General features: G+C 57.1%; 25 protein-coding genes. 13 read left to right on the forward strand and 12 right to left on the reverse strand.

The annotated features are described in order from the left end of the window. A partial coding sequence (locus BM413_RS31300; protein WP_139238710.1) for an IS630 family transposase occupies nt 1-663 on the reverse strand: 663 nt, incomplete at its 3' end. Between the two features lie 451 nt (nt 664-1,114). On the opposite strand from BM413_RS31300, the gene BM413_RS31305 reads away from it, so the two are divergent. Both BM413_RS31305 and BM413_RS31310 read left to right on the forward strand, forming a co-directional pair. Further along, complete coding sequence (locus tag BM413_RS31305) at nt 1,115-1,600, forward strand: hypothetical protein (RefSeq protein WP_091918756.1); 486 nt, start codon at nt 1,115-1,117, stop codon at nt 1,598-1,600. A gap of 6 nt (nt 1,601-1,606) precedes the next feature. Then, on the forward strand, nt 1,607-2,245 hold the full coding sequence (locus BM413_RS31310) for an OmpA family protein (protein ID WP_091918757.1): 639 nt from the start codon (nt 1,607-1,609) through the stop codon (nt 2,243-2,245). A 681-nt stretch (nt 2,246-2,926) separates the two neighbouring features. Here the strand turns inward: BM413_RS31310 and BM413_RS31315 are convergent. The 7 genes from BM413_RS31315 to BM413_RS31345 form a co-directional block, all read right to left on the reverse strand. After that, nucleotides 2,927-3,334 carry an EF-hand domain-containing protein gene (locus BM413_RS31315; RefSeq protein ID WP_244538131.1) on the reverse strand — a complete coding sequence of 136 codons (408 nt, stop codon included), beginning with the start codon at nt 3,332-3,334 and terminating at the stop codon, nt 2,927-2,929. Continuing rightward, a complete protein-coding gene (locus BM413_RS31320) occupies nt 3,309-3,554 on the reverse strand; it encodes a glycine zipper 2TM domain-containing protein (protein ID WP_091918759.1) in 246 nt (81 codons plus the stop codon). Before BM413_RS31320 ends, BM413_RS31315 begins: the two co-directional genes overlap by 26 nt. Nucleotides 3,555-3,661: 107 nt before the next feature. Then, on the reverse strand, nt 3,662-4,027 hold the full coding sequence (locus BM413_RS31325; RefSeq protein WP_091918760.1) for a DUF4087 domain-containing protein: 366 nt from the start codon (nt 4,025-4,027) through the stop codon (nt 3,662-3,664). Nucleotides 4,028-4,052: 25 nt separating this feature from the next. Continuing rightward, on the reverse strand, nt 4,053-4,940 hold the full coding sequence (locus BM413_RS31330; RefSeq protein WP_244538132.1) for a lysozyme inhibitor LprI family protein: 888 nt from the start codon (nt 4,938-4,940) through the stop codon (nt 4,053-4,055). A 2-nt stretch (nt 4,941-4,942) separates the two neighbouring features. Next, on the reverse strand, nt 4,943-5,377 hold the full coding sequence (locus BM413_RS31335) for a hypothetical protein (protein ID WP_091918761.1): 435 nt from the start codon (nt 5,375-5,377) through the stop codon (nt 4,943-4,945). Nucleotides 5,378-5,410: 33 nt separating this feature from the next. Then, nucleotides 5,411-5,782, reverse strand: a complete 372-nt coding sequence (locus tag BM413_RS31340; protein ID WP_091918762.1) for a hypothetical protein — start codon at nt 5,780-5,782, stop codon at nt 5,411-5,413. Next, nucleotides 5,779-6,021, reverse strand: a complete 243-nt coding sequence (locus tag BM413_RS31345; protein WP_091918763.1) for a hypothetical protein — start codon at nt 6,019-6,021, stop codon at nt 5,779-5,781. Before BM413_RS31345 ends, BM413_RS31340 begins: the two co-directional genes overlap by 4 nt. 264 nt (nt 6,022-6,285) lie before the next feature. Between BM413_RS31345 and BM413_RS31350 the strand changes: the two genes are divergently transcribed. Further along, nucleotides 6,286-6,789: a hypothetical protein gene (locus BM413_RS31350; protein ID WP_091918764.1), complete on the forward strand. Its 504-nt coding sequence runs from the start codon at nt 6,286-6,288 to the stop codon at nt 6,787-6,789. Between the two features lie 9 nt (nt 6,790-6,798). Beyond that, nucleotides 6,799-8,781, forward strand: a complete 1,983-nt coding sequence (locus tag BM413_RS31355; RefSeq protein ID WP_091918765.1) for an alpha/beta hydrolase family protein — start codon at nt 6,799-6,801, stop codon at nt 8,779-8,781. Between the two features lie 85 nt (nt 8,782-8,866). Here BM413_RS31355 and BM413_RS33340 read toward each other — a convergent pair whose 3' ends face one another. Continuing rightward, nucleotides 8,867-9,085, reverse strand: coding sequence for a hypothetical protein (locus BM413_RS33340; RefSeq protein WP_175544521.1), 219 nt, complete (start codon nt 9,083-9,085; stop codon nt 8,867-8,869). Between the two features lie 121 nt (nt 9,086-9,206). Beyond that, nucleotides 9,207-10,073 carry a class I SAM-dependent methyltransferase gene (locus tag BM413_RS31360; RefSeq protein ID WP_139238711.1) on the reverse strand — a complete coding sequence of 289 codons (867 nt, stop codon included), beginning with the start codon at nt 10,071-10,073 and terminating at the stop codon, nt 9,207-9,209. A 623-nt stretch (nt 10,074-10,696) separates the two neighbouring features. Here BM413_RS31360 and BM413_RS31370 point away from each other — a divergent pair. The 8 genes from BM413_RS31370 (at nt 10,697) to BM413_RS31405 (ending at nt 20,059) form a co-directional block, all read left to right on the forward strand. After that, nucleotides 10,697-10,936 carry a helix-turn-helix domain-containing protein gene (locus BM413_RS31370; RefSeq protein ID WP_175544522.1) on the forward strand — a complete coding sequence of 80 codons (240 nt, stop codon included), beginning with the start codon at nt 10,697-10,699 and terminating at the stop codon, nt 10,934-10,936. Between the two features lie 646 nt (nt 10,937-11,582). Next, complete coding sequence (locus BM413_RS31375; RefSeq protein ID WP_091918769.1) at nt 11,583-12,446, forward strand: helix-turn-helix domain-containing protein; 864 nt, start codon at nt 11,583-11,585, stop codon at nt 12,444-12,446. A gap of 41 nt (nt 12,447-12,487) precedes the next feature. Then, entirely contained in the window at nt 12,488-15,601 is a 3,114-nt protein-coding gene (locus tag BM413_RS31380; protein ID WP_091918770.1) for an autotransporter domain-containing protein, read from the forward strand. 23 nt (nt 15,602-15,624) lie between these two features. Next, nucleotides 15,625-16,041, forward strand: coding sequence for a lysozyme inhibitor LprI family protein (locus tag BM413_RS31385; RefSeq protein ID WP_091918771.1), 417 nt, complete (start codon nt 15,625-15,627; stop codon nt 16,039-16,041). Continuing rightward, entirely contained in the window at nt 16,017-16,427 is a 411-nt protein-coding gene (locus tag BM413_RS31390) for a hypothetical protein (RefSeq protein ID WP_091918772.1), read from the forward strand. Before BM413_RS31385 ends, BM413_RS31390 begins: the two co-directional genes overlap by 25 nt. Nucleotides 16,428-16,440: 13 nt before the next feature. Then, nucleotides 16,441-17,790 (forward strand): HdeD family acid-resistance protein, encoded by a 1,350-nt coding sequence (locus BM413_RS31395; RefSeq protein ID WP_091918773.1) that lies wholly within the window; start codon nt 16,441-16,443, stop codon nt 17,788-17,790. A gap of 26 nt (nt 17,791-17,816) precedes the next feature. Next, on the forward strand, nt 17,817-18,965 hold the full coding sequence (locus tag BM413_RS31400) for an MFS transporter (protein ID WP_244538133.1): 1,149 nt from the start codon (nt 17,817-17,819) through the stop codon (nt 18,963-18,965). Between the two features lie 104 nt (nt 18,966-19,069). Further along, on the forward strand, nt 19,070-20,059 hold the full coding sequence (locus BM413_RS31405; protein ID WP_280141877.1) for a transporter substrate-binding domain-containing protein: 990 nt from the start codon (nt 19,070-19,072) through the stop codon (nt 20,057-20,059). A 53-nt stretch (nt 20,060-20,112) separates the two neighbouring features. Here the strand turns inward: BM413_RS31405 and BM413_RS31410 are convergent, their stop codons facing one another. Beyond that, complete coding sequence (locus BM413_RS31410) at nt 20,113-21,009, reverse strand: LysR family transcriptional regulator (protein ID WP_091918776.1); 897 nt, start codon at nt 21,007-21,009, stop codon at nt 20,113-20,115. Between the two features lie 135 nt (nt 21,010-21,144). Between BM413_RS31410 and BM413_RS31415 the strand changes: the two genes are divergently transcribed. Beyond that, nucleotides 21,145-21,918, forward strand: coding sequence for an SDR family oxidoreductase (locus BM413_RS31415; RefSeq protein WP_091918777.1), 774 nt, complete (start codon nt 21,145-21,147; stop codon nt 21,916-21,918). 439 nt (nt 21,919-22,357) lie between these two features. Here BM413_RS31415 and BM413_RS31420 read toward each other — a convergent pair whose 3' ends face one another. After that, nucleotides 22,358-23,359 (reverse strand): NADP-dependent oxidoreductase, encoded by a 1,002-nt coding sequence (locus BM413_RS31420; protein WP_091918778.1) that lies wholly within the window; start codon nt 23,357-23,359, stop codon nt 22,358-22,360. Nucleotides 23,360-23,502 lie beyond the last annotated feature (143 nt).

The following is a 23,502-nucleotide window of genomic DNA, read 5'->3' on the forward strand; positions in this document are numbered from 1 at the left end:
GAGGGCGGCGAATAATGTGGTCGTTCCGTGCCGGACGTAATCGTGTGTGATGCCTTCGAGATACCCAAGACCGAGCGGCAGTACAGGTTGAGTGCGTTCCAGCGCCTGGATTTGTGTCTTCTCGTCAACGCAGAGCACGACCGCATGATCTGGTGGACTGAGGTAGAGCCCGACGATGTCCTTGACCTTGTCAACAAATAGAGGATCGGTCGAGAGCTTGAAATTTTTCGAGCGATGCGGCTGAACGCCGAACAATGTCAACATGCGTCCAACAGTGGTCTTGGACAGGCCTGTGGCCGCCGCCGCAGAGCGTACCGTCCAGTGGGTGGCGTCGGTGGGTTTGCTGTCGAGAACCGTGCGCAGCAGTTGCGCTACCCTCTCTTCGTCATGAGTTCTCGGTCGTCCAGGTCGGGCTTCCCCGTAAAGTCCGACGAGCCCCTGTTCGAACCATCGCTTACGCCAATGGCAGACCGTCGGGTTCGTCGTCCCAAGCCGGTGGGCAATCGCGGTGTTGGTTTCGCCATCGGCTGAGGCCAACACGATCTGCGCACGGCGAACCACGCTGTGAGGAGCTGAATGGGAGCGGCTGATGCGCTCCAACTCCTCGCGTTCGCCTTCACTCAGACAAAGGATGCGTTCTTGCGGTCGACCGATACGCGCCATATCCGTTCTCCTTGCAGATGACGAATCTTCTGCCCGTTGCGACCTTATGTAAAGCTATTTGCGGGACAGAATACTAGCTATTTCCTTTTTTGATCGCAATGTTACCTTTGCGGCAGCAAAGTTGACCTATCTGCCGAAGCTGGTTCTTGCAGTTTCCTGCAACGCTTAATCAAGCGTCATCTGGTCGGTAGCTGCAGCGGCAAAGTAATCTCAGGCTATGTCGCGTCCTCTAAACGCGCTGAATATCCAGCGCTCAAAGAATCATTCGGAAAATATCTGGCGAACATGATTTGGAGCTGCCGAACCCGACACCTTGACCCAAGCAGGCTATGCGGGTTCTATAGGAACAGGGCCGGAGAGGGAACCTGAGAACGGTCGCATTTTTGAGCTAGAACGACGCCGTTAAAGGGCTTGAGAGGGACATTCCAAAAACCGGGAGACGGCAATTCACATGCAGACAGTTTTCGTTCGGCGCCACGCACCGGTCGCCGCGTTCGTCGCGGCAGTCGCACTCACTATCCTCACCTCGACCTTCGGCTTCGCACAAGAGCAGGCATCCGTCACGGGCGAGGCCGCTGCCGGCAGTGCCGCTGCAAGCGTGGAAGTCACCAAAGCCACCCGCAACGACGGCATCCTGACGGTCACGCTGCGGATCGTATCATTGCCAGACTCCAAGGGCGAAATACCCTTCTACCCCAATGCCGAAAAGGGGTATGAGGCCGTATATGTGGTTGCTGGCGACAAGAAATATTTTGCTCTGAAGGATGCGGAGGGCAAGCCGCTTATTCCTGAACGAGCCTATTTCAACGTGCAGGGTGCCGGGAAGCGTCACCTGTGGGCAGGGAAGTTCACCGCGCCGCCAGCAGAGGTGAAGGAATTCTCGCTGGTGCTGCCGTTCAGCTCGCCGCTGGACGAAATCCCGATCACCGACCGCTGAACGAACATGCGTACGCAGCTGATCGGTGTCTTGTGGACCGCCGCCCTGACAGTTGCCGCGCATGCGCAGGACATCGATCCGGTGGCCACGCTGGGTGTGCCCGACATGGGCTCGGCCCGCGCCCTCGCAATCGATGGCAAAGTGCTCGACATTTCGGGCATTGGCTCGGCGACGACGGTCGGGGCGCTGGCGCTGAAAGACGCAGCCGACGTGCTTGCTCGGCAGAACACAACCCTCACGGTGCGCGCAGACGGGCGCGACCTTAGGGTGGCGATGCAGGGCGACATCCTCTTCGCGTTCGACCGATTCGACGTTCAGCCCGCGGCGGAGCCGACCCTTACCGCACTGGCGCAGATGATCGCCGCGTCCAAAGCCGAGGCCATCGTGGTCGAGGGCCACACCGATGCGAAGGGGAGCGACACATACAACCAGGCGCTCTCGCAGCAGCGTGCAGCGGCTGTCATCGATTGGCTCGTGGCAAAAGCCGAGCAGCCGCGCGAGCGTTTTACCGCGCGCGGGCTTGGCGAGAAGGAACCTGTAGCGCCCAATCTCAAGGCTGATGGCAGCGACGACCCGGAAGGACGCCAGATGAACCGCCGCGTCGAGTTCGTCTTTCCAAACACGCGTAGTTTGGGCGGCGGGTGACACGGCAGCCAGGCGTCAGTGCTTCCCGTTGGCCTCCGCACTTGCCGCTCGGTGGCGACGAGTATTGAAGACTAATCCCAAGCACCATGCCCAGGATGACGCGGACATGGACGAAGACATCGGGATGAACAACCGGGGCCATCCATCTAGACAGCCTCGCGATTATCCGACCAGCGGCTCACCGTTCGCGTCTCACCGGCGATGACACTTTGGAATCCTGATGAAATGCCTTGTCTGGATCGACGCCCAAAACGAGGGCAGCAAGCGCAAGACGAGCGTAGACCGGTCCGCCTCTTAAACTCCAGGCGTGCAGACTACCAACTGAAATCTCTAGGCGCCGGGCAAGGCCTCTGGTGTCGGTGTTAAAGGTGCGTTCGGCCGCCTCGATCTCTGCGCGCATCGAACGAGCGCCAGAGGCGCACTCTGTCTTTGGGATCATGGCTCACCTGCAGGTGTAATGTTGTCCAAACGAGCAGCCCGGTTCCAGAAGGCTGCGACAGAACACATGGCTCACTCCGCCTGTCCGCTCTGGTCGATCATGACAGGCCGCCGTCCGAAGTAACATGTGCGGCGGATGTCGATCCGCCGAGCGGGATTGTGGTGATAAGCAAGAGTTCTCACCCCGATGATTATTCCGATCAGAAGAGACATCTCCGTAGTGCCATTCCCCCCCGCAAAAAGCTACTGGAGTTGGCCGTCGCCGCTCCTATCAGCTTTGGCAAAGTCGGCCATGACCTGGTTCATGAATTCCGGCTGATTCACGCTGCCGTTGCTGTCACGGTCCATCGCGGCAAACTGGTCCGGGGTCAGTATCTGGCCAACATCGGCGGCGCGCAAACTGCCGTCCCCGTCCGTGTCCAGTTTCTTGAAGGCATCGGACATAAAGGTCTGATATTCAGTCCGGTTCACCGAACCATTATCATTGGTATCGAGTTGGTCTCGATGGCCTTCATACATTGGCGCGGCCTGCTGTGCCGTCGCTACGGCAGTGCAAAGCAGGAGTGCGGAAATGGCTGTCACAACTTTTGTTTTCATCTTGATGTCCCTTCTCTTTTTTGTGGCCTTAACCGCACGCCAGCCGATTGCCAAGATAGCCGCCGCCACCCACGCCCACTGCCGTGCCGAGAAGCCGGCCGGTCCCGCCACCGATCGTGCTGCCGATCAATCCACCGACGATCGCACCGCCAACGGTGCCGGCCATGCAGCCGAATTCCGCATTACGGGCCTGAACGGACGGGTCCGATGATGCCTGACAGGCAGTAAGAGCGAAGCTGCCTGCAAGTATGAGTGCCACAGCTGGTTTCTTCATTGGTCTCTCCAGTTTTGTGATTTCGCAAGTTGGCGCTTTCCGCGCGATCGCGCCTAAAATTCAAAGATTCGACTTGGTCCTCCTGTATTAGTTGGAAAATAGTTCCGTCAGTTCGGACTGGGCAGCGATCTGTCGTTGCGACAGCGCGCCAGCGGAAGGATGTCGCCCGCGGTCACTCTGGTGATCCTTTGTTGCTTGGCGTCGGTCACGACGGTCATGCACGCGCATCCGTAGCCGTAGCTCGACCCAGGTACGTTGATCTCGATGAAGTGTCGGTTGTCAAAGGCCGGCGCCTTGTCAATGCCTTTGGCATCTGGTCGTCCCTGCATTTGGATCCACCAATCTCCGTCCCTGTCGCTCAGGAGAAGGTTGCCGGGTGTTGGGTTGGAGTACCAACCACAACGGCGCTCGGCGGCTGTCGCGGATAGGGCCATGATGGCCAGGCAGGAACAAATGGCAAATAGCAGGCGCATAAAATACGCTCCCTCCTTTGCGGCCTTACGGCTTCAACTCCGTGTCGTAGTTTTCTTCGATCAATGCGCAATGAGGCGTCACAGGCTGCATTTGGACATGGCTTAGAGGGCCGCCGTCGATAAAATCACAGCCGAGAATATTATCTGCACTGCTCTTGCGCGCCGAGGCAACGTTGACGTTGACCTTTGCAGGGCCGGCGAGCCAATCGAGACGCTTCATGTCGACCTTTGCGCCGTTGATATGGGCGTGGCCACCCTCCCGCTCGTCTTGCTGCTCAAGACTAATTTGGCCGATCTCGTTGGTGTGCTTTTCGGCACTCTTTTTTGGATCGCCGTAATAGTCGGCGAAGATAACGATCCCCTCCTTTTCAACGGCGAGCTTGGTGGCGGCTTTTTTGGAAAGCGTGACGTTAACGTCGAAGCCCATGTCACCCTGGGCTGTTGCCGGCGTGGACGCGGCTGGAGCGGCGGGCGCTGAAACGGCAGCGGCCGGAACGGGGCAGCTCATGTCCCCTTCCTCGCATTTTAGGTAACCCTCGAAGTTTTTGACGCGGGATTGTGTCAGGCCGTCCATGCATTGCGCGATGAGCAATGGCATCACGCTTCCTCCGGCCGATGCGGCAGCCTGGAAACTGCACTCTGCGTCGCGAAATTTGATCCAATCCCACTGTACCTGAACAAGAAGCTTCCTGATATCCGTGTCGTCGTTCAGGCCGGTTTCGATCTGCTGGTAAAGTTCATTGAGCTTCTTGTCGGATTTCTTGAACACAGCATCGGCGCACGCGTTTAGGGCGGGCTGATCCTTAGCGGCGTCGTAGCACTTGTCCTGAGCGAATGCGAAAGCCGGCATGGCAAGAACCACAGCAACAGTCAGTATGGCGGTTTTCATCGATCGTCTTTTGAAATCCATCATCGTCATTCCGTGACAGTCTCGGCAAAACAGTTTGCTAGATTTTGCGGTGCTCCGAGCTTCTTGGCCCAGGACACCAGTTCAGGTTTTTCCGACGGTTCGGCATAGCCGCCCCATACATCGCGAAACTGCTTCTTTCCCTTGACGGTCTGGAAGAACATCACACCGTCATCGCTCACGGGCGTGGAGACATAGGCCGCACTCCATTCCCCGCTCTCCATAATCGTGATGAACTTCGCCTGAGACGGCTTGAACTTGTTGTCCATCACCGAGACGACGAGAGGGGCATATTCCTGCTTGCGCGCCTTTGTCATTTCCACTTTTACGCCGTCACAAGTGTTGTCAGCGGCGAAAGCAGAGGGCAGCATCATTCCCAGCCCCGCAAGGCCGACCATAACGATTTTGGCATATCGCCGCATCAGGTCGCTGTATTCAGACATAATTGGCTTCCCCTCTTCTTCATCGCCAGGCGATTAAGTGGAATCGTCATCGTCCGGCGTATCGACCTCGCAGCCGATGCCGTGGCATCCTTGGTAATTGCCTTGCGTATCGAAATTCGGATTGCCTTGTTTGTCGTATTGCGGCCTGTCATCGATGCTTTGATCCCCATCGTCAGGATCATCGACTTGACACCCTATCCCATGGCACCCGATGTAGCGGCCTCGCGTATCGAAGTTGGGATTGCCGTTCCTGTCGAACTGCGGCCGATTATCGATCGTTCGATCCCTTTTTGCGGGTCGATCGACTAGGCAACCTGTTCCGTGACAGCCATCGTAGTCGTCCGCGGTGCAACCAACGACCGCCAGCAAAGCAGTAGTAATGATTGCGTAAATTACGAGCTTCATGATTCATCCTCCGACCGGCTGGTTGCCGCCGATTGTCGGTCAGACGTATGGCCGATAACCAATAGTGGCCCGAACAATATCCCGGCGATCAAGAGTAGCTTGTGCGCCTGCCAGAACGGGATCGCCTGCAGGCTGAAAACGTCCGACACGACGGGTTTCGAAAGCCGCAAAAGAAGAGCGAACGGGGTCACCACGACGACGATTGCGGCTAGCACCAAAAAGTGCGCCAAAACCGGCATTTGTCCCTCCATCCGAAGGCTCTAGCAGGCGACCGTCCCGCTCCTGTCGGTCGCGCAAAAGTCCTTCATGATCCGATTTTTTAAGCTGAACCAAAAATTCAGCTTGTGCACAGGTTGCACGGAAGTGCAGCATAAGGCAAGTTTAGATTGGTATAGTTGATTATATTTTTAAATTAGAAATTGCTAAATTAATCAACGATTTTCGCAATCGTTGGTAACCGTAGAAGGAGATCTAACCATGATTACCAAAAACAAGGCGCTGATTTGGCTGATTTCTGTAACTGTTCTCAGCCATGTCACTTTTATTGTTCCATCGTAGCGCAGCCTGACAAAGAAGTTAATGATCGACTTGATGAATTATTCGGTCAGCACGATGTCTATCATACGTTCTCTACCAACCTGAAGAAGGCCGTTTCTGCAGGTGACAAGAACGCGATCTCAGCGATGGTCGACTATCCGATTACGGTTTCCATTGGCGGCAAGAATGTGAAGATAAAATCAGGCAAAGACTTTGTGTCTCACTACGATCATATCTTTTCTAACAAGATCGTCTCGGCAATCGAGAAGCAGAACTACGGCGCTCTATTTGCCAATGACCAAGGCATTATGATCGACAACGGCGAGATCTGGATCGATGGGATTGCCTCGACCACGACTGCACGAAGCAGGCTGTCAAGATCTTCACCATTAATTCGGGCACCTAAACGCGCCCCTTCCAGGTTTATCCAACTTGCCTGTCGCTGGCATAAAAGACGTTTCACGCCTTAGCGAGTAGCCATGCTTCTCTTCAAAATCGCAGCTGTCGGATTTGTCGCCATCGCGGTCATCGCAGCGGGAGCATATGCCTATATCGCACGAGGCAGTACTCCGGTTCATCCCTCGCTCGTAGCCGGCTCCTTGCCGCCACTCATCCCAGTGCGTGATTTCTATGCCAACACCGGTGCCGAATGGGCCTATACGCCGTCCCATGACGGCAGCCTCATTGCCTGGTATGGCGTCGACTGGACCAAGACAGTCATTCGCGTGAAGAGGACGACGGATGCGAAGCCTTTCCTGACCCTTTCTGGAGTAGGGTTCGACGCCTTCCGCTGGCATCCTCATAAGAACGAGTTGATCATCACGGTGGAGCAACGCCTCTGGCAGGTCGATCCAGCAAAGCCGGAACGGGCCAATTGGATTGACATCACGCCTCGCGGCTTTCAGAACTGGAATATCGCCACTACGCCCATTGCGCCGGATGATCGTATTGTCGTCGCTTCTAACGACCGGGATCCAGCGCTGATCGACCTCTATTCCGTTCGGCAGGACGGCGGCGGCAAGGAACTGATCGAGAAGAACGAGGGTAAGACATTCAACTGGTGGCTCGATCCGCGGGGCGTTCCGCGCGTTCGTGTCGATCGGCTGGACAGTGGCGATGCCCGGTTCCTCATTCGTGACGGCGTGGATGTGCCCTGGCGGCCGCTTACTGATGTCGCCGCACGCGATACCTTCGCACTTCTTTTTGCACCGATGGATGGAAAGCCGCTCTACGTCTTGTCGGATCGTGGACGCGACCGTGTCGCGCTGGTGACCATCGACCTTCAAACAAGTGCAGAGACTGTCGTTGCAGATCATCCAAACGTCGATGCACGGAAGGTCTTCGCTCTGGCTGATAACGCCATCGAGCCAGATTTCGTGACTTTCGAGGACGGTTATACACACTATCGATCGTTCACACGCGCCGGAGAAACGTTTCTTAAATTGCTCCTCGATGGAGATAATCCGGTGGACTTCAACATTCTTGGAACATCCCCTGACGGCCGCTTTGTCACGGTCGCCCGCTCCTGGCGGGAGCAGTCCTTCGAATATTTTCTCTACGACCTGGAAAGGGGCCAAGCCACCAGGCTCGCCGAGAACGATTTTCGCCGGCACAAGAATGTTCTGGTCGAAACGAAGCCAGTCTCATTCAAGGCGCGGGATGGTCTCGAAATCACCGCGTTTCTCACGCTTCCGCGCGGTATTGAACCGAGAAACCTGCCGACGATCGTCGTCATCCATGGCGGGCCGGCACAGCAGGAGATTTGGGCCTACAATCCTGACTATCAGTTTTTGGCCAATCGAGGCTATGCGATGCTTTCGGTCAATTTCCGCGGCTCCACCGGTTATGGCAAGAACTTCCGTGCCGCCGGCTACGGCCAGATCGGCAAGGCCATGCAAGACGATATCGTCGACGCAGCAAACTGGCTTGTTGCACAGGGAATCGCAGACAAGACCAACTTGGCTGTCATGGGAGGCAGCTACGGTGGCTATTCCGCTGCCTTGGCCATGACACGCGACCCCGGCCTCTTCAAGGCGGCAATCGTTGAATACGGCGTGACCGACATCGCATACCAAATGCAGAACAACCCCTTCTCGTGGGGGCTGCATCTGGACGAAGTGAAACGCTATTTCGGCGATCCGGAGAATAAGACCGACCTTGAAGAAATGCGGCAACGCTCACCCTTGATGCATGCAGAAAACGTTCAAGGCGCGATTCTAATCACCGCTGGCAAGGACGACCGAATGGTAGGCTTCGAACAATCGGAGGAGTTCGAACGCGCCCTGAAAGCTGCAGAGAAGGACGTAATGGCTACCTATTTCGAAAAGGAAGGCCACGGCTACGAACGCTGGCAGACCAAGTTGCGGCGCGCACGCCTTATCGAAGATTTTCTTGCCAAACATCTTGGAGGAAGAACCGGAGGATTTGATTACACCGAACTGGCGGCGAAGTATCTGAACTGACATCCATTGTAGGGGCCCTCAGAAAGGATGCACAAAGCCAACAGGGCCGCGCAACATCGACGCGATGGGCTGTTGCGTGTCCGATTCAGCTCGGCGAGAACGGTCCTTTCCATCGCCACCATGCCGTCCATCGTGGCCGATAGAGGTCGAGTTCCTTCTCGAACTCCGGAATGTTTCCGCAGACCAGTAAACCACAGCGGCGCTCAACCAAGCCTTTTTGGTGCAGCACTTGAAGGGCGCGCGTGACGGTGATGCGTCTTTGTTCGCGCTCGGCGTCCTGGAGATCACTGGGAGAGCCAAACATGGCTTCCCATAGAGACTTGGTTGGAAACCACCGCGCCGGCTCCGCCGATAGGAGCTCGCTTAATGCGCGCTCGACCTGATCTGGCCCGTTATGCATGTGTCGTTGCTGAAGTGCTTAACGCTCATAAAGTCTGTCCCGCACCGCTGTTTAGAAGCTCACCGAGCGGCATCGATTTCGCGACCTCTTCCGGTCGTGCGACGTGCAGTTCGGCGAGATACCAACCGGTCTCTTCGGCGTTTGTGGTATCGATCCCCAGCCGGCTGAGATTGTCGAGCACATGTTGCCGCTCCTCGGCGGAAGCAAAGCGCCGCTGCCGAAACAGCCCCTCGAGCTTTTCGGTGACATAGCCGTGCTGGCCCAGCATTTCTTCCGAGGCCCCGAAATCGAACATGCGCAGCACGAAATGCGCCATCCACGGACGACTGTCGAGACTCGTTTCCAGTAGCCGTTCCAGCGAAGTCTCAGTAACGTAGCCAATGCAGCCGGTCGAAATGATGAGGTCGGCGTTTTCGATCACCGTCGTATCTTCCGGTGTCGGATCGCTTTTCTCGAGATTGGTCGCAACTCCTGCGTCGAGCAAGCCCGCATCGACGGCATATGATATCGCGCGATTTGCTGGGTCGACGCCGACCATTTCTAGCGTTGCATCCGCCGGTTCCGCATAGAGGCGATGGTCCCGCTGAAGAAGTGCGTCAAGATCATCGGCTCCGGCCGCTCGATAGAGCTGGTAGAGTTCATCCATGGACAGTCCGTGCTTGAGAAGCGCGCCGTTAACCCCATAAGAGCAACCGAGATCGACCACCTTGGCCGATTCGGATTCGGCAGTGCTGCGCCGTGCCTGGATCAACTGTTGAAACTTAGGTTTTGCTTCTTGAGGAATCCGATAGCCTAGGCGAGACAAAGTCGAAAAATAGTCTATCGGATCCGGATTATTGTAAATATTATTCAAGTTTATTTTGCCGATCACGTCATAGATAATATCTTCCAATGTTTCAAACTCCACTCTCTTGGTGCAAAAAGTATCCAGCTCCGCACGAAGTACGCGGAGAGATTATTTATCAGGTGAGGTATTATTCTTTAACGCATGGGCTTCAAAAATTGAACCCGCACCGTGAAAAAAGGTCGAGACGCGGACCGCGACACATCAGAAACTCCAATTCTCACGCGACGACAGCCTACAGCCCAGCGAATTTCGATCGGCCGCTCCGAATTCCCAGGATGCCAAAATCCTGGAATTCCGACTATCTCTCGCCCGATAAGGCTTTCTCGACGGGCTCCTGTGTAGGTCAGATGAGCCTACGGCGCTGAGCTGCAAATTGTGACTTGCCACTAAACTTTCATCCGGCAGCGATAAGAGCCTCGTCGGTTTGGATACGCCAACTGGCGCGATCGGTGCGTGTGGTCGACCGTCCGGACGATTATGCCGAACTGGGTTTACCTTGCACCGCGCGGCGCCGATCAATCACCGTTGTGTCTGTGTCCACGCTGGGGTGCCTCGTTAGTCGTTGGATTCAACGAATCTCGTTGATATCGCATTAGATTGTCTTCAAAGAGGGGGTCAACTATTATCGTTGAAGTTGGTGGTGCGACACCACCAATAGGAGATAAATAATGATCACGACAGAACAGTGCCGCGCAGGAAGGGCGCTTATTGAGTGGTCCCAAGAACAATTGGCGACTGCAGCGAGTGTTAGTCTTTCGACCGTCCGCGATTTTGAGAAGGGAAGGCATACGCCCATCGCCAACAATTTTACCGCTATCCGCGCCGCCCTCGAAGCCGCTGGCGTCACCTTCCTCGACAACGGCAGTGTTGCCACCGGCCCCGGCGTGTCACTACGGGATCAGTCGTGACCTATTTATTTCCGCAGGAACGGGAAGTTCTGGAGATGCTGGCCGGTCTTCGACCACGCACATTCGAAGCGTGGGTCGAAATCTGTCTGAAGAATCTGGTGAAGGAGGGCTTGGTTACGGAAGGTCCGAATTATCGTCTGACAGGCGAAGGTCGAGTACTGCTTGGTGTGGAGTCATAGGATTGACCTCGACCGCCCCCTGCATCGCATTCTCCCCTTGCGGCCCGCATCTGCCGCTGGCCAGCGCGGTGGCAGTCCCAAAGGGAGAAATTCCACGACACCCGCGGGCACGCCGCTTCGAAAAAAGAGCGCAGAAACTGTCAGCTTTCACCCAACCGAAAGCACGCGAGTGAATTTTGTGGCGGCTTTTTGATAAATGATCGTTTTTCGATAGTTCAGGAACGAAATCCGCGTGCTAAACGACGCTAGAAATGTCCCGAATGCCGCCAAGCCTATTTAAGAAGCAGATAAAATACGCCCTATATGAGGCAAAGCTGTCGCCGCAATAGGGCACGTTGCTTGAAATTTGATAGCAATTATTGAACTATGTTATTGAGAATTTCGGCAGGGAATTGATGAGGGACCCGAGCCAATGTTCGATGGAACGATGAGGTTGTCGCATCGAGCGGCCGGCATGTGTGGAATCCATGCGTGATCTGCTCAAAAGCATCCCAGATGCTTGGGGATCGAAATTCGAGGCAGAAAGCGGAGCAGTCACCCGAACGCGGACAGGCCCCAACGAGATCGGGTTCCGCGCTCCGTCTCATATGGCTCTGGTCCTGCTGACACCGCAGCCAAATCGGGAGATGGCTCTCAATTCGGATCGCAAGTCGGTTTTTTTGGCTCCCGTCGGGACAGTTGAGATCGTACCTGCGAATGCAGAATTGTTTGCCCGTTGGCGGACACCAAAGGAGAATCTCCTGCTTGCTTTTGCGCCTGACAAGCTTTCCACATTGGCGGGCCTGGAATTTCAGACAGAGGATTTCGAGTTTCGGCCACCCGGGGAAGGTCACGTGGACGAGAAGGCGCTCTTGCTGGCTAGTATGATCAGGGAGGAGTTCCAGAAAGGGGAGCCAACCAATGCCCTCTACCTGGACTCTCTGATCACAGTCTTTTCGATGTACCTTCTGCGCAACTATTCCACGCTGGCGGAGGGACCATCTCATCTAAGCCGCGGCGGACTTTCCAGCAAAGTGTGGCGCGACGTTCGTGATTACATACAAGCCAACCTCGACGACGAACTTTCCGTCGAGCGACTGTCGATAGTCGCCGGCCTGTCTCCAAGCCACTTCCTGCGCGCGTTTCGGCAAACGGCTGGGCAGCCTCCTCACAAATATGTCCTCGCGACGCGGCTGGAGATGGCTGAGCAATTAGTAATTTCAACCGACTTCCGACTGAGCATCGTGGCGAAGCTCACTGGTTTCTCCAACCACAGTCATATGACCGCAGCGATGAGACAGCATAAATCCATCACGCCCAGCGCACTGCGACGTGCTCACGGCATTCGCTGAGTTAAATGAGAAGAAGGCAGTTTTGAACTAAGGGAATAAGCATGCGAGCGCATTTCAAGACAATCGAATTTCTTCCGGCAATCACAGCGCTGTTTGTGCCGCATCTCTCATTCGCTCAAGAACCTGTCACGTCACCGGCTCCGGCGGCCGACGCAGAATATTCCACAAACTGGGGCGTGGAAATGATCAACGCGCTACCTGCCTACCTTAAAGGCTATACCGGCAAGGGTGTCGTCGTTGCGATCGTGGATACAGGACTGGATATCAATCATCCCGAATTCGTGGAGCGCATTTCCGAGGCGCTGCGCAACTTCGGTAAGGACCAACCTTTTGATGACGTCAGTCATTCTGTCGACAACGATGGCGCGCCAGAGGGGCACGGGACCCACGTAGCAGGGATAATCGGAGCGGCCCGGGACGGAACGGGCATGCAGGGCGTCGCCTATAAATCGACGATCCTGCCCCTTCGTGCAGTGGCGATCGGCGAACCGGATGATCCCGAGAAGGATCCGACCAATGAAGCGATCGAGTACGCTATCGGTGCCGGAGCTGGCGTGCTCAATGGGAGCTACGGGCCAGGCCTGTTGCTGGGGCGGTATCTCAAGGACGAGAACGGCAATGTGAAACTCGATGGCAAGGGATATGCCATCGATAATAAAAACTATGAGATTCTCGACTATCAGGCGATCTATGATTATCCGAGCAATCTCGTCCAAACCTACAACACGCTGAAGAAGGCGGCTAAGGCGGACATCGTGCTCGTCTTCGCCGCCGGCAATGATGCCAGTACTGACGATCAACCCGGTGCTGCTTCGGGGATTCCCAGTGGTATCGGCATGTTGCCGTTGATTACGCCAGAAAATACGAAAGATGGAACTTTATATAAGTTCATCGACACAGACGATAAAACAAACAAAGATTTCGATCTCAACAACCCAAATACATACAAGATAGTGAGCGGGTCTGATGTCTCGAAGCTCGACTTCTCGGATCTGGCAGGCTCACTGATAACAGTCGTTGCTGTCGGCAAGGATGGCAAGATTGCCAGCTATAGCAATGCATGCGGAGCCACAGCAGAGTGGTGCCTCGCGGCTCCGGGTGGCGATATTAATGCCGATCCCGATAAACCGATTGATGAGAACGGCATTTATTCTACTTGGCCACAAGGGGATCGGGCGAACAAGAACAATCCATATAAGTACGACAATGGTACTTCCATGGCCACGCCCCATGTAGCGGGCGCGGCCGCAGTGGTTCGTTCAGCATTCCCTTACATGAACGCGCGCCAGACCATTGAGACCCTCCTGACTACGACCACCACCGAAGGCTACGCAGACGAACTGCTTTTCGGCCAGGGCTTGCTCAATCTCGGTGCCGCGATCGAAGGTCCCGGCGAGTTCCGCTACTCTGGAGTATTCGATGTCAACACCAAAGGCTACTCCTCGATCTGGTCGAACTCCATTTCCGGTGTAGGCGACTTGAAAAAGAGAGGTGATGGCACGCTTGTGCTTACAGGTGCCAATACTTACACCGGGCCAACCAGTGTGCTTGGCGGGACGCTGGCGGTCGATGGCAGTATCGTCTCAGAAGCGAACGTCTCAAGCGCGGGTACACTCGCGGGCATCGGTGCGGTCGGTTCCGTTACGGCCGGCTTAGGCGGCGCGGTGGCTCCGGGAAGCATGCTCGATCCGACCAAGGCGATTGCGGTGCTTACCATCAACGGTGACTTCGTGCAGCAGGCCGGGTCGACCTATTTGGCGGGCATCGCACCGAGCAAGGCTTCAGATCTCATCGACGTCACCGGCAGTGCCGCCATCGACAAGGGAGCGAGCGTCAACCTGGTGCGTGAAGGTGCCGGGCATTTCTCAGTCGATACCCGCTACACGCTTCTGACCGCCGCTGGCGGCTTGATCGGGGCCTACGGTGGGCTGACAGGAGGCCTCTTTACAGACTCGCCTTTCGTCGATTTCGAACTCGCTTATGACCCGGCCAACGTCTATCTCGACGTAGATCGCAATTCTGTCACCTATGCCGATGTCGGCAATACCTTCAATCAGCGATCCGTGGGCGCGGCTGCGGAAGCCCTTGGTTCCGGCAACACGATCCACGACAACATCCTCTTCCTGACGGGACAGGAATCGCGCAACGCATTCGATCTGCTTTCGGGCGAGATCCATGCTTCCGTTCACAGCGCCTTTGTCGAAGACAGCCATTTCGTCCGTGACGCCGCCGGCGATCGCATTCGCGCAGCGTTCGCAGGCGTCGGCGCTTCGACTGTGCCGGTCATGGCATATGGACCGGAAGGCCCGGAACTGGCTCCCGCGTCCAGTGACAAGTTTGTGGTCTGGGGTGGCGCGTTCGGTGCCTGGGGACATTTGGACGGAGACGGCAACGCTGCTCGCCTCGACCGCTCGACGGGAGGCTTTCTGGCCGGCGGCGACGCCGCCATCGGCGAGAGCTGGCGGCTCGGGCTTCTTGCCGGTTACAGCCACACCTCCATCCATGTCGATGATCGCGCCTCCTCCGGCTCGAGCAGCAATTATCACCTCGGGCTCTATGCCGGCACGCAGCGTGGCCCTCTCGGCTTCCGTTCCGGCCTTGCCTATACGTGGCACCGCATCGAGACCGGCAGGTCGGTGGCGTTTGCGGGCTTCTCCGACAACCTCTCGGCCGATTACGATGCCGGCACGTTCCAGGCCTTCGGCGAACTCGGATACCGGATCGATAAAGCCTCCGTATCCTTCGAGCCCTATGCGAACCTGGCCTATATGAACTTCAGCGCAGATGGCTTCTCGGAAGATGGCGGTGCGGCAGCACTTTCCGGAAAGGACCGGCCGAGCGACACGACGTTCACCACGATAGGGCTGCGCGCCTCGACCGCCTTGACGCTTGGTTCCGTCAGCACAACCGCTCGTGGCGGTATCGGCTGGCGGCATGCGTTCGGCGACGTGGTCCCCGAAACCGCACTCGCCTTCACAGGCGGCTCGTCCTTCGCCGTGGAGGGTGCACCGATCGCAAGGAACGCCGCCGTCATAGAAGCCGGCCTCGATGTGAACCTCACCGACAAGGCAACCATCGGGCTTGACTATAAGGGCCAGCTTGCCTCGGACTCTCAGGAGCATGGCTTCAACGCCAAGCTCGGTGTGCGTTTTTAAACCGCCTGCGAAGGATATCGATAATGAAGTTGAAAAATGTATTTTTTGCTGCCGTTCTCGGTACAGCAGCGACGGCTCCTTTGTCAGGTGTAATCGCTGACGAGTGTGACAATGTCGGAGGCGGACAGGCCGGGCTCAACGAATGCTACGGCAAGGTGTTCAAGAAGGCCGATGCTGAATTGAACAAGCTTTATAAAGAGATTGAGGGGCGTCTGAAGGACGATCCTGACACCCAAAAGAACCTTGTAGCTGCACAGCGCGCCTGGGTTTCCTATCGCAATGCGGAATGCGATCTGCAAACCTCAGGCGGTGGCAGCATTGTCGGCACGACCTATCCCATCTGCCAGACAGGTCTGACTCAGAGCCGCATCGAAGATTTCAAGAATTATCTCAAATGCGAAGAGGGCGATATGTCATGCCCGATTCCAGCAGCGAACTGACCACCGTCTCGATTGAGAAATCTCATCGTTTTGCAATGCCATCCCTCGACCGTTGCTGCTTTTCCTTTTTGATGAAGGAGTATTTCATGAACAAGGTAATTCTCACTGCGATTTTGACAGGGTGCCTTTCTTTCGCTGCCGGATGCAGCACTTCAGACGGCAGCAACTGGGTGAAAGACGAGACGCCGCGCAGCGCTGCCCAGCAGGATTACGCCGAATGCAAATATCAGGCGGAAACATCGACAGCGACGATCGGAACGAATAGCCATCCGAAGACGATGACAGATGCGATAGGCGACGGCATCGGGGACGGTATTGTCAAGGGTATGGAACAAGCCGACCTCGTCAAGGACTGCATGAGAGCTCGCGGCTACACCCAATCCTGACAGGTGACTCATCATGATCAGATTGCTTTTCCTGCTCCTCGGAGCGCGCGCGCTCAAGCCGATGTGGCGGCTTCTCGCGATCGCGGGTGTCGTCTGGATGCTGCTCGGCATCGCCATCCTGTTCGATCTCAGTGACGGCGCGCTCTCCTTCGTGCTCGACACGCTCGCCATCTTCCTGGTGATCGAAGGGCTGGTGGAAATCGCAGCTGCCACGTCGATCGGATTGCGCGATCATTGGATTGACGCGTTGCGGGGCGGTGCTTTTCTGTTCGCGGCCTTTCTCGTCTTCAATGTCCCGTGGGACAACAATATTGGCGCGGCCATGGTATTCGGCACGGCGTTCCTCATCGACGGACTGTTCCGGATTGCCACGGCCTTCCTCGTGCGTAGTCCCCGCTGGCGTGTGGGTATAGTCGCTGGGCTGATCGAAATGTGCCTGGCTGTCATGATCCTGTCCGCATGGCCCGTGCCGCATCGACTGACGGTGCCCTTCTGCTTCGCGTTGCTGCTGCTGACCTCCGGCTACGCGCTGTTGCGCATGGCCCTGCCGCTTCGGCAACTGCCAGACGATGCATCCGTGACCTCGCTTCCCCTTTACGCCGCCCGCAATTGGCAAGGCGGCAAGGTCCATCCGATTTTGAGCGATGCTTCCCCTGCCAACGAGGATGATAATGCTCTCAACGTCTATGTCTGGACCGCCATCGGCTCCGCGAAGGACCCGGAGCGTCGCCTGCTGATCGACCGCTATGTCGCCGCCGTCGACAAAAAGGGCGCGATCTCGACCGGGCATAGCGCGCTGGAAATGCCGCCCGAGTTCTATGTCAGCCATTATCCGGCGAACGACATCGATCACAGCCCGGACGATTTTCGTGCGCTTTTATCGGCGGGCCATGAGAACGACGTGCCGGGGCGCTTCAACGAATCGTTGCCGATCGAAGCCGCCGCCTGGTGCATGCCAGACCAGAAAATCACCTTCCGCCGCTTCAATCCGCAGGCGCTTAAAAGCTTCTGGGAAGCCTATTCGAAAGACACGACCTATAATCTCACCGCGCGCAATTGCTCGACCACAGTCATCCAGGCGCTGGACGCGGCCACAGAGGGTGCAGCCCATACCGGCCGGCCTTGGCGCGATCTTTTCCGGACCATCAGCGATCCGCATTTTTGGCTGATGCGGATCGTGCGGGGCCGAGCGGAAGCCATGACCTGGACTCCAGGCCTCGTGCTCGACTACACGCGCCTGCTTGAGCAGGTAATCGAGCACAGCGAGCGCCGCTGGAGAAGGCGGATCGGTGAAGCCTTCCGTGCGAGGCGGGAACTCATCCACAAGGATGAGCAAGCCGGCGGCAAGAGGGGCGCAGCGTGACCGGGTCGGCAAGAACGACAGCGGTCGTGATTCTGACCGCTGCTACATTCGGGCTGACATACGGCCTCAGTGCGCCGCTGATCTCGCTGGAACTTTCGGATGCCGGCTATTCGGAGACGTTGATCGGCGCAAACAGCGCGATGTATGCAATCGGCGTCCTGCTTGTTGCGCCTGCGCTTCCCGGCCTTTCCAGGCGTCTCGGATTCGGCAAGCTCGCCAAGGGTGCGCTGCTTATGGCCGGCGCGTTGTTTGCTGTTTTCCCGGCCGCTCCCTTCTTCTGGTTGTGGTTTCCCTTGCGAGCTGCGTTGGGTGCTGCCTCGGAGACGTTGTTCGTGGTCTCCGAGGCGTGGCTCAACCAGATCACCAGCGAGGCAAAGCGCGGCAAGACGATCGCGATCTACGTAACCGCCCTGTCGGCGGGCACCGCACTCGGCCCAGCGATCCTCACGCTTGTCGGGCGCGAAAAAGCTCTTGCTTTCGTCATCGGAGCCGTACTCGCGATCCTTGCCTGCCTTTTTCTTCAGTTCAGCCAGCCTCGCGAAGTAAGGCCCGAACGCGAAGCGGACGAAAGTCCATTCCGTTTCCTGCGGCTCGTTCCGGTGGCGGTCGCTGCCGCGGCGCTCAATGCAGCTCTGGAATCGGCGGGGCTCAGCTTGCTTCCGCTCTATGCGATCCAGCTCGGCTGGCCAGAGCAGTCCGCCACCTTACTGCTGACGGTCCTGCTCATCGGATCGATCCTGCTCCAACTCTCGATCGGCTGGGTCGGCGACAGGATGAACCGCCGTCTGCTCGTCATCATTCTCGCAGCAATCTCGGCTACTGGCGCGCTCGTCTGGCCCGCCGCCCTCGCGCATGCCTGGCTGGCCTATCCGCTTTTGTTCATCTGGGGCGGGGCGTTCGTCGGCATCTACACAACCACCATCGCTATTCTCGGCGATCGCTACAAGGGCGGTGAACTGGTCAGCGTCTATGCCCTCTTGTCTATTGCCTGGGGCCTGGGGGCGCTCGCAGGTCCCCTGATCGGTGGGATGGCTATGGAAATTACACCGCATGGGCTGCCGATCTTCGCCACGCTCGCCTGCGGTCTTTTCACGGGTTTTGCCATGTTCGACAAGATCAGAAACAACAATTCCGGAAAGGGAATCGAGACGGACCCCGCGTCAGAAACGAACTAATGAGACTGAATTTCCGTATATGCCTCCTATTTTGCGTGCTGATTGGAACTGCATTTTCCATCCAATCATCACAGGCGCAGAATAAAACCCCTCCTTCTCAGTCATTGATCGTAGGCGTTTATGTAAGCCCGCCCTTCGTCATGAAGGACGGCGCACACTACTCCGGCATGGCGATTGAACTGTGGGAGGCAACCGCCAAGCCACTCGATCTCGATTATTCCTACCGGGAATATCCGACATTCGAGGCATTGATCGCAGCGACCGAGCGCGGCGAAGTCACGGCAGCCGTCTCCAACCTGACGATCACCAAGGGTCGCGTCGAGCGCATTTCCTTCTCGCAGCCCTGGTATGACGCCGGCTTGCGCATCGTGGTGGCGGAAAGCGAGAATGCAACCTTCTGGCAGGTAATTGGCGGCCTGGAGCGTGCGGGGCATCTCCGCGCCATGGCATGGCTCGCCTTCATCGTGCTGATTGCGACGCTTGTGCTTGCCCTGTTTTACCGCCGCTTCGACAGCAGCTTTCCGCGAAGCTGGCACGAGGGCTTGTCCGAGAGCTTCTACGAGGTCATGTCGGTTGCTACCTCGGGCAAGGTCACGCGCGCGAATGCGCTTGGCTGGTTAGGAAGGATTTCCGGCGGCATCTGGATGGTGTGTGGTGTGGCCGTAATTGCCTATGTCACGTCTTCGGTCACCAGCGTCATGACAGCCTTGACCCTGACCCACCAGATCAACTCGCTCGCAGACCTTCCAGGCAGAAGCGTCGGCGTGCTTGGCGGCAGCGTGGCGGAGAGCTATTCTAACGAATTGCGGCTTGCAAGGAGGTCCTATGGCGACATCGGCAGCGCCATCGCCGGCCTCGTTTCCGGCCGGGTCGACGCCATCGTCGGCGACGCGCCGGTGTTGGAATATTACGCCCACACCAATCCAACGCCGCCGCTTTCTGTCGTCGGATCGATCTTCCACCCGGACAAATACGGCTTCGGCTTCCGCCACGGCGACAATCTGAGCCACCGGATTACGCTTGAAATTCTTGCTCTGCAGGAAGCCGGCGACCTCGAAGGGTTGAGAACGAAATATTTCGGGAATGAGCGATAAAACGACTTTATTGTAGTCGTTCTGGTGCGAGCGGCGGCATCCGTTTCTCGCGATCAGAGCAACTTTCGCTTCAGCAAGTCCTCCAGCCAATCGGCGAAGACGTTGATGCGGCGCGAGAGGTGCTGGCGGTGCGGATAGAGCAGTGTCATGGGCATGGAACGAGCGCGATGCGAGCCCATCACCTCCACCAGTTCACCGGCTTCGATGTGGCGCCTGACATCGTAGGCAGGAATCTGGATCAGGCCGATGCCGGCCAGACAGCAAGCGATATAGGCTTCCGCACTGTTGGCAGTCACACGGCTGCGCATTTGAAGAACCCGAAGCGAGCCAGCCTCCATCCATTCCCAAGCTTCGACGCGACCGCTCGATGGCGAGGCATAATTGACAGCCAGATGGTCTCGCAGGTCGTCGGGCGTCTTGGGTACGCCATGACGCTCCAGATAGACAGGGCTTGCTACATTGATGATTTGAAGCTCACCGATCGACCGCGCGATCAGACCAGAGTCAGCCAAAGGTCCGACACGCAGGACACAGTCGACATTTTCCTCGACAAGGTTCACCGCTCGGTCGGTCACGCCGAGATCGATGTCAACTTCGGGAAAACAATCGAGGAATGCCGGCAAAGCAGGAGCAATGATCAGGCGTCCGATGCGGCCAGGAACGTCAATCCGCAGCCTTCCCGAAGGTATGGCCGACTGTCGGAAGATGTTTTCGGCCTCCTCCACATCGTCAATAAGCTGCAGACAACGTTCATAGAAGGCCGAGCCATCTCGGGTCGGCGCGACCACCCGCGTGGTCCGATGCAGAAGTCTTGCCCCGACCCGTCCCTCTAACTCCTGCACTGCTGCCGATACCGAGGAACGCGGTATTCCAAGTGTGTCCGCGGCTCGCGTGAAGCTCGCGCACTCGACTACGCGGACGAAGATTCGGAACAGGTCGATGCGATCCACGCGGCCCTCATTGTACAGAATTGGCGACAAGTTATGTCAGAATGATAGTCTTTATCAGACAATCATAAGCAATACTGTGCGACCTCGGAAGCGGCTGCGCAGCGTGGCTGCATTGTTTGAAAAGAGGCTGACGCTATGACCGACCACAGCATCAAGGGTAAAATCGTCATCATCGCCGGCGGCGCGAAAAACCTGGGCGGGCTGATCGCTCGCGATTTCGCCAAGCACGGCGCGAAGGCAATCGCGATCCACTACAACAGCGCCGCCGCAAAACCGGATGCAGATGCGACCGTTGCTGCCGTAAAGGCTGCCGGCGCCGAGGCCTCGGCCTTCCGGGCCGATCTTACCACGGCCAGTGCTGTCGAGAAGTTCTTTGCAGATGCGACCGCCACTTTCGGCAGACCGGATATTGCCATCAACACGGTCGGCAAAGTGCTCAAAAAACCGATCCTGGAGATTTCGGAGAACGAATATGACCAGATGAGTGCTGTCAACGCCAAGTCGGCGTTCTTCTTCCTCAAGGAAGCAGGAAGGCATGTCAAAGACAACGGCAGGATCTGTACACTGGTGACGTCGCTGTTAGGTGCTTACACGCCGTTCTATTCCTCTTATGCCGGCACCAAGGCACCTGTCGAGCATTTTACGCGAGCAGCTTCGAAGGAATTCGGCGAACGCGGCATCTCCGTAACTGCGATCGGTCCCGGCCCTATGGATACGCCATTCTTCTATCCGGCCGAAGGTGATGACGCGGTCGCCTATCACAAGACGGCAGCTGCATTATCGAAATTCTCCAAGACCGGCCTAACCGACATAGAGGACATAGTCCCCTACATCCGCTTTCTCGTCTCGGATGGCTGGTGGATGACCGGGCAGACCATTCTTGTCAACGGCGGCTACACCACGAAATAGGCGGGTACAAGCACCGCGGTATTGCCGGAAAGGGAAGGGGAGTTCGCGCCGTCAGTATCCCGGGGAGTTGGTTTCCACACAGAGGGCATGAGTTGCGCCACCCAACACCTGTCTTCGCAGGCAAGCAGCCGTGCCCTCGTCCTCGGTCGGACAGACGCGCCCATCCTTTCTTCCAAGGTGGCCACCTGACGGTTAACCGCCGGTGGCGCAACCGCAAGCGCCGCCGCTCCTAGATCCTCACATCGCAGAGCTGTAGGGGCCATCTTTGACTGCATCTTCTATTGACTAAGTGCGTACGCCTTATGCTGTTCTCCTGTCGTCCAGGAGAATCCTGCCGAGAGCTCAGAAACGGGCTCCTGTATTGAAGCTCCTGGTAGGTGCGTCTTTCCACTTTTCTATCGATCCCGCTTGCAGACTATTGGGTATGTTCATGACGCTGTTACCTCAGCTTGACGATGACCTTGCCTTTTGACCGTCCTGTTTCGATGTAAGCCAGAGCTTCGTTGGTCGCTTCGAAGGGGAAAGTGAGATCCATGACGGGACGAATGATCCCGGCTTCGATCAACGACGTTATCTTGCTCAACTGCTCGCCGTCCGCGCGCATGAACAGGAACGAATAGCTGATCCGCCGGGCTCCGGCCTTCCTCCGGATGCCGAAGCTCAGAAGGCGTATGGCCTGCTTCAGGAACCAATTCAGGCCTTGTGCTTTGGCAAAATCGGGACCCGGCGGACCGGAAATCGAAATCAGCTTGCCGCCAGACTTCAGCACATTCAGGGACTTTTGAAGCGTGTCGCCGGCCAAGCTGTTCAGCACCACATCATAGCCAGACAGGATTTTTTCGAAATCCTGCGTCTTGTAGTCGATGATGACATCGGCTCCGAGGTTTTTGACCAGCTCGGCATTCACCGCACTCGTGGTCGTCGCGACGGTCGCACCGAGATGCCTTGCCAGCTGTATGGCGAATGTTCCCACGCCGCCCGAGCCGGCATGGATCAGAACTTTCTGCCCCTTCTTCAATTTGGCTCGCTCGACCAGCACCTGCCATGCCGTCAGGCCGACCAGCGGGATGGAAGCCGCTTCCTCCATGGTGAGGTTCTTGGGCTTCAGCGCCACGTCCGCTTCGTTGATGGCAATGAAGTCCGCGAACGTCCCGACCCGGCCGTCGCGCGGCCGGGCATATATTTCGTCACCCGGCATGAAGCGTCTGACATTCGCGCCGACTCGAACCACAACCCCGGCTACGTCGTGTCCGAGAACGAGAGGCAGTCGATATGGGAGGACGAGCTTGAACTCGCCATCGCGGATCTTGGAGTCCAGAAGATTGAGCCCGGCCGAATGGACCTCGACCAGAACATCGTCTTGTCCCAGCACCGGCTCCGGCATGTCGCCAAAACGCAACGCGCTCTCCTTCTTGTATCGATCCAGGATGAAGGCCTTCATGATGGTCCGTTCTCCAATCTCCGCCAACGCCTACGACTGGGAAACCGTTGCGATGGCGGGATAGTCGGTATATCCAGCAGAGCCGCCGCCATAGAGCGTCGCCTGATCGAAGGCGGCCAGCGGTGCGCTGGTCTTCATCCGTT

Source organism: Mesorhizobium sp. YR577, assembly GCF_900116595.1.
Lineage (GTDB): Bacteria > Pseudomonadota > Alphaproteobacteria > Rhizobiales > Rhizobiaceae > Mesorhizobium_M.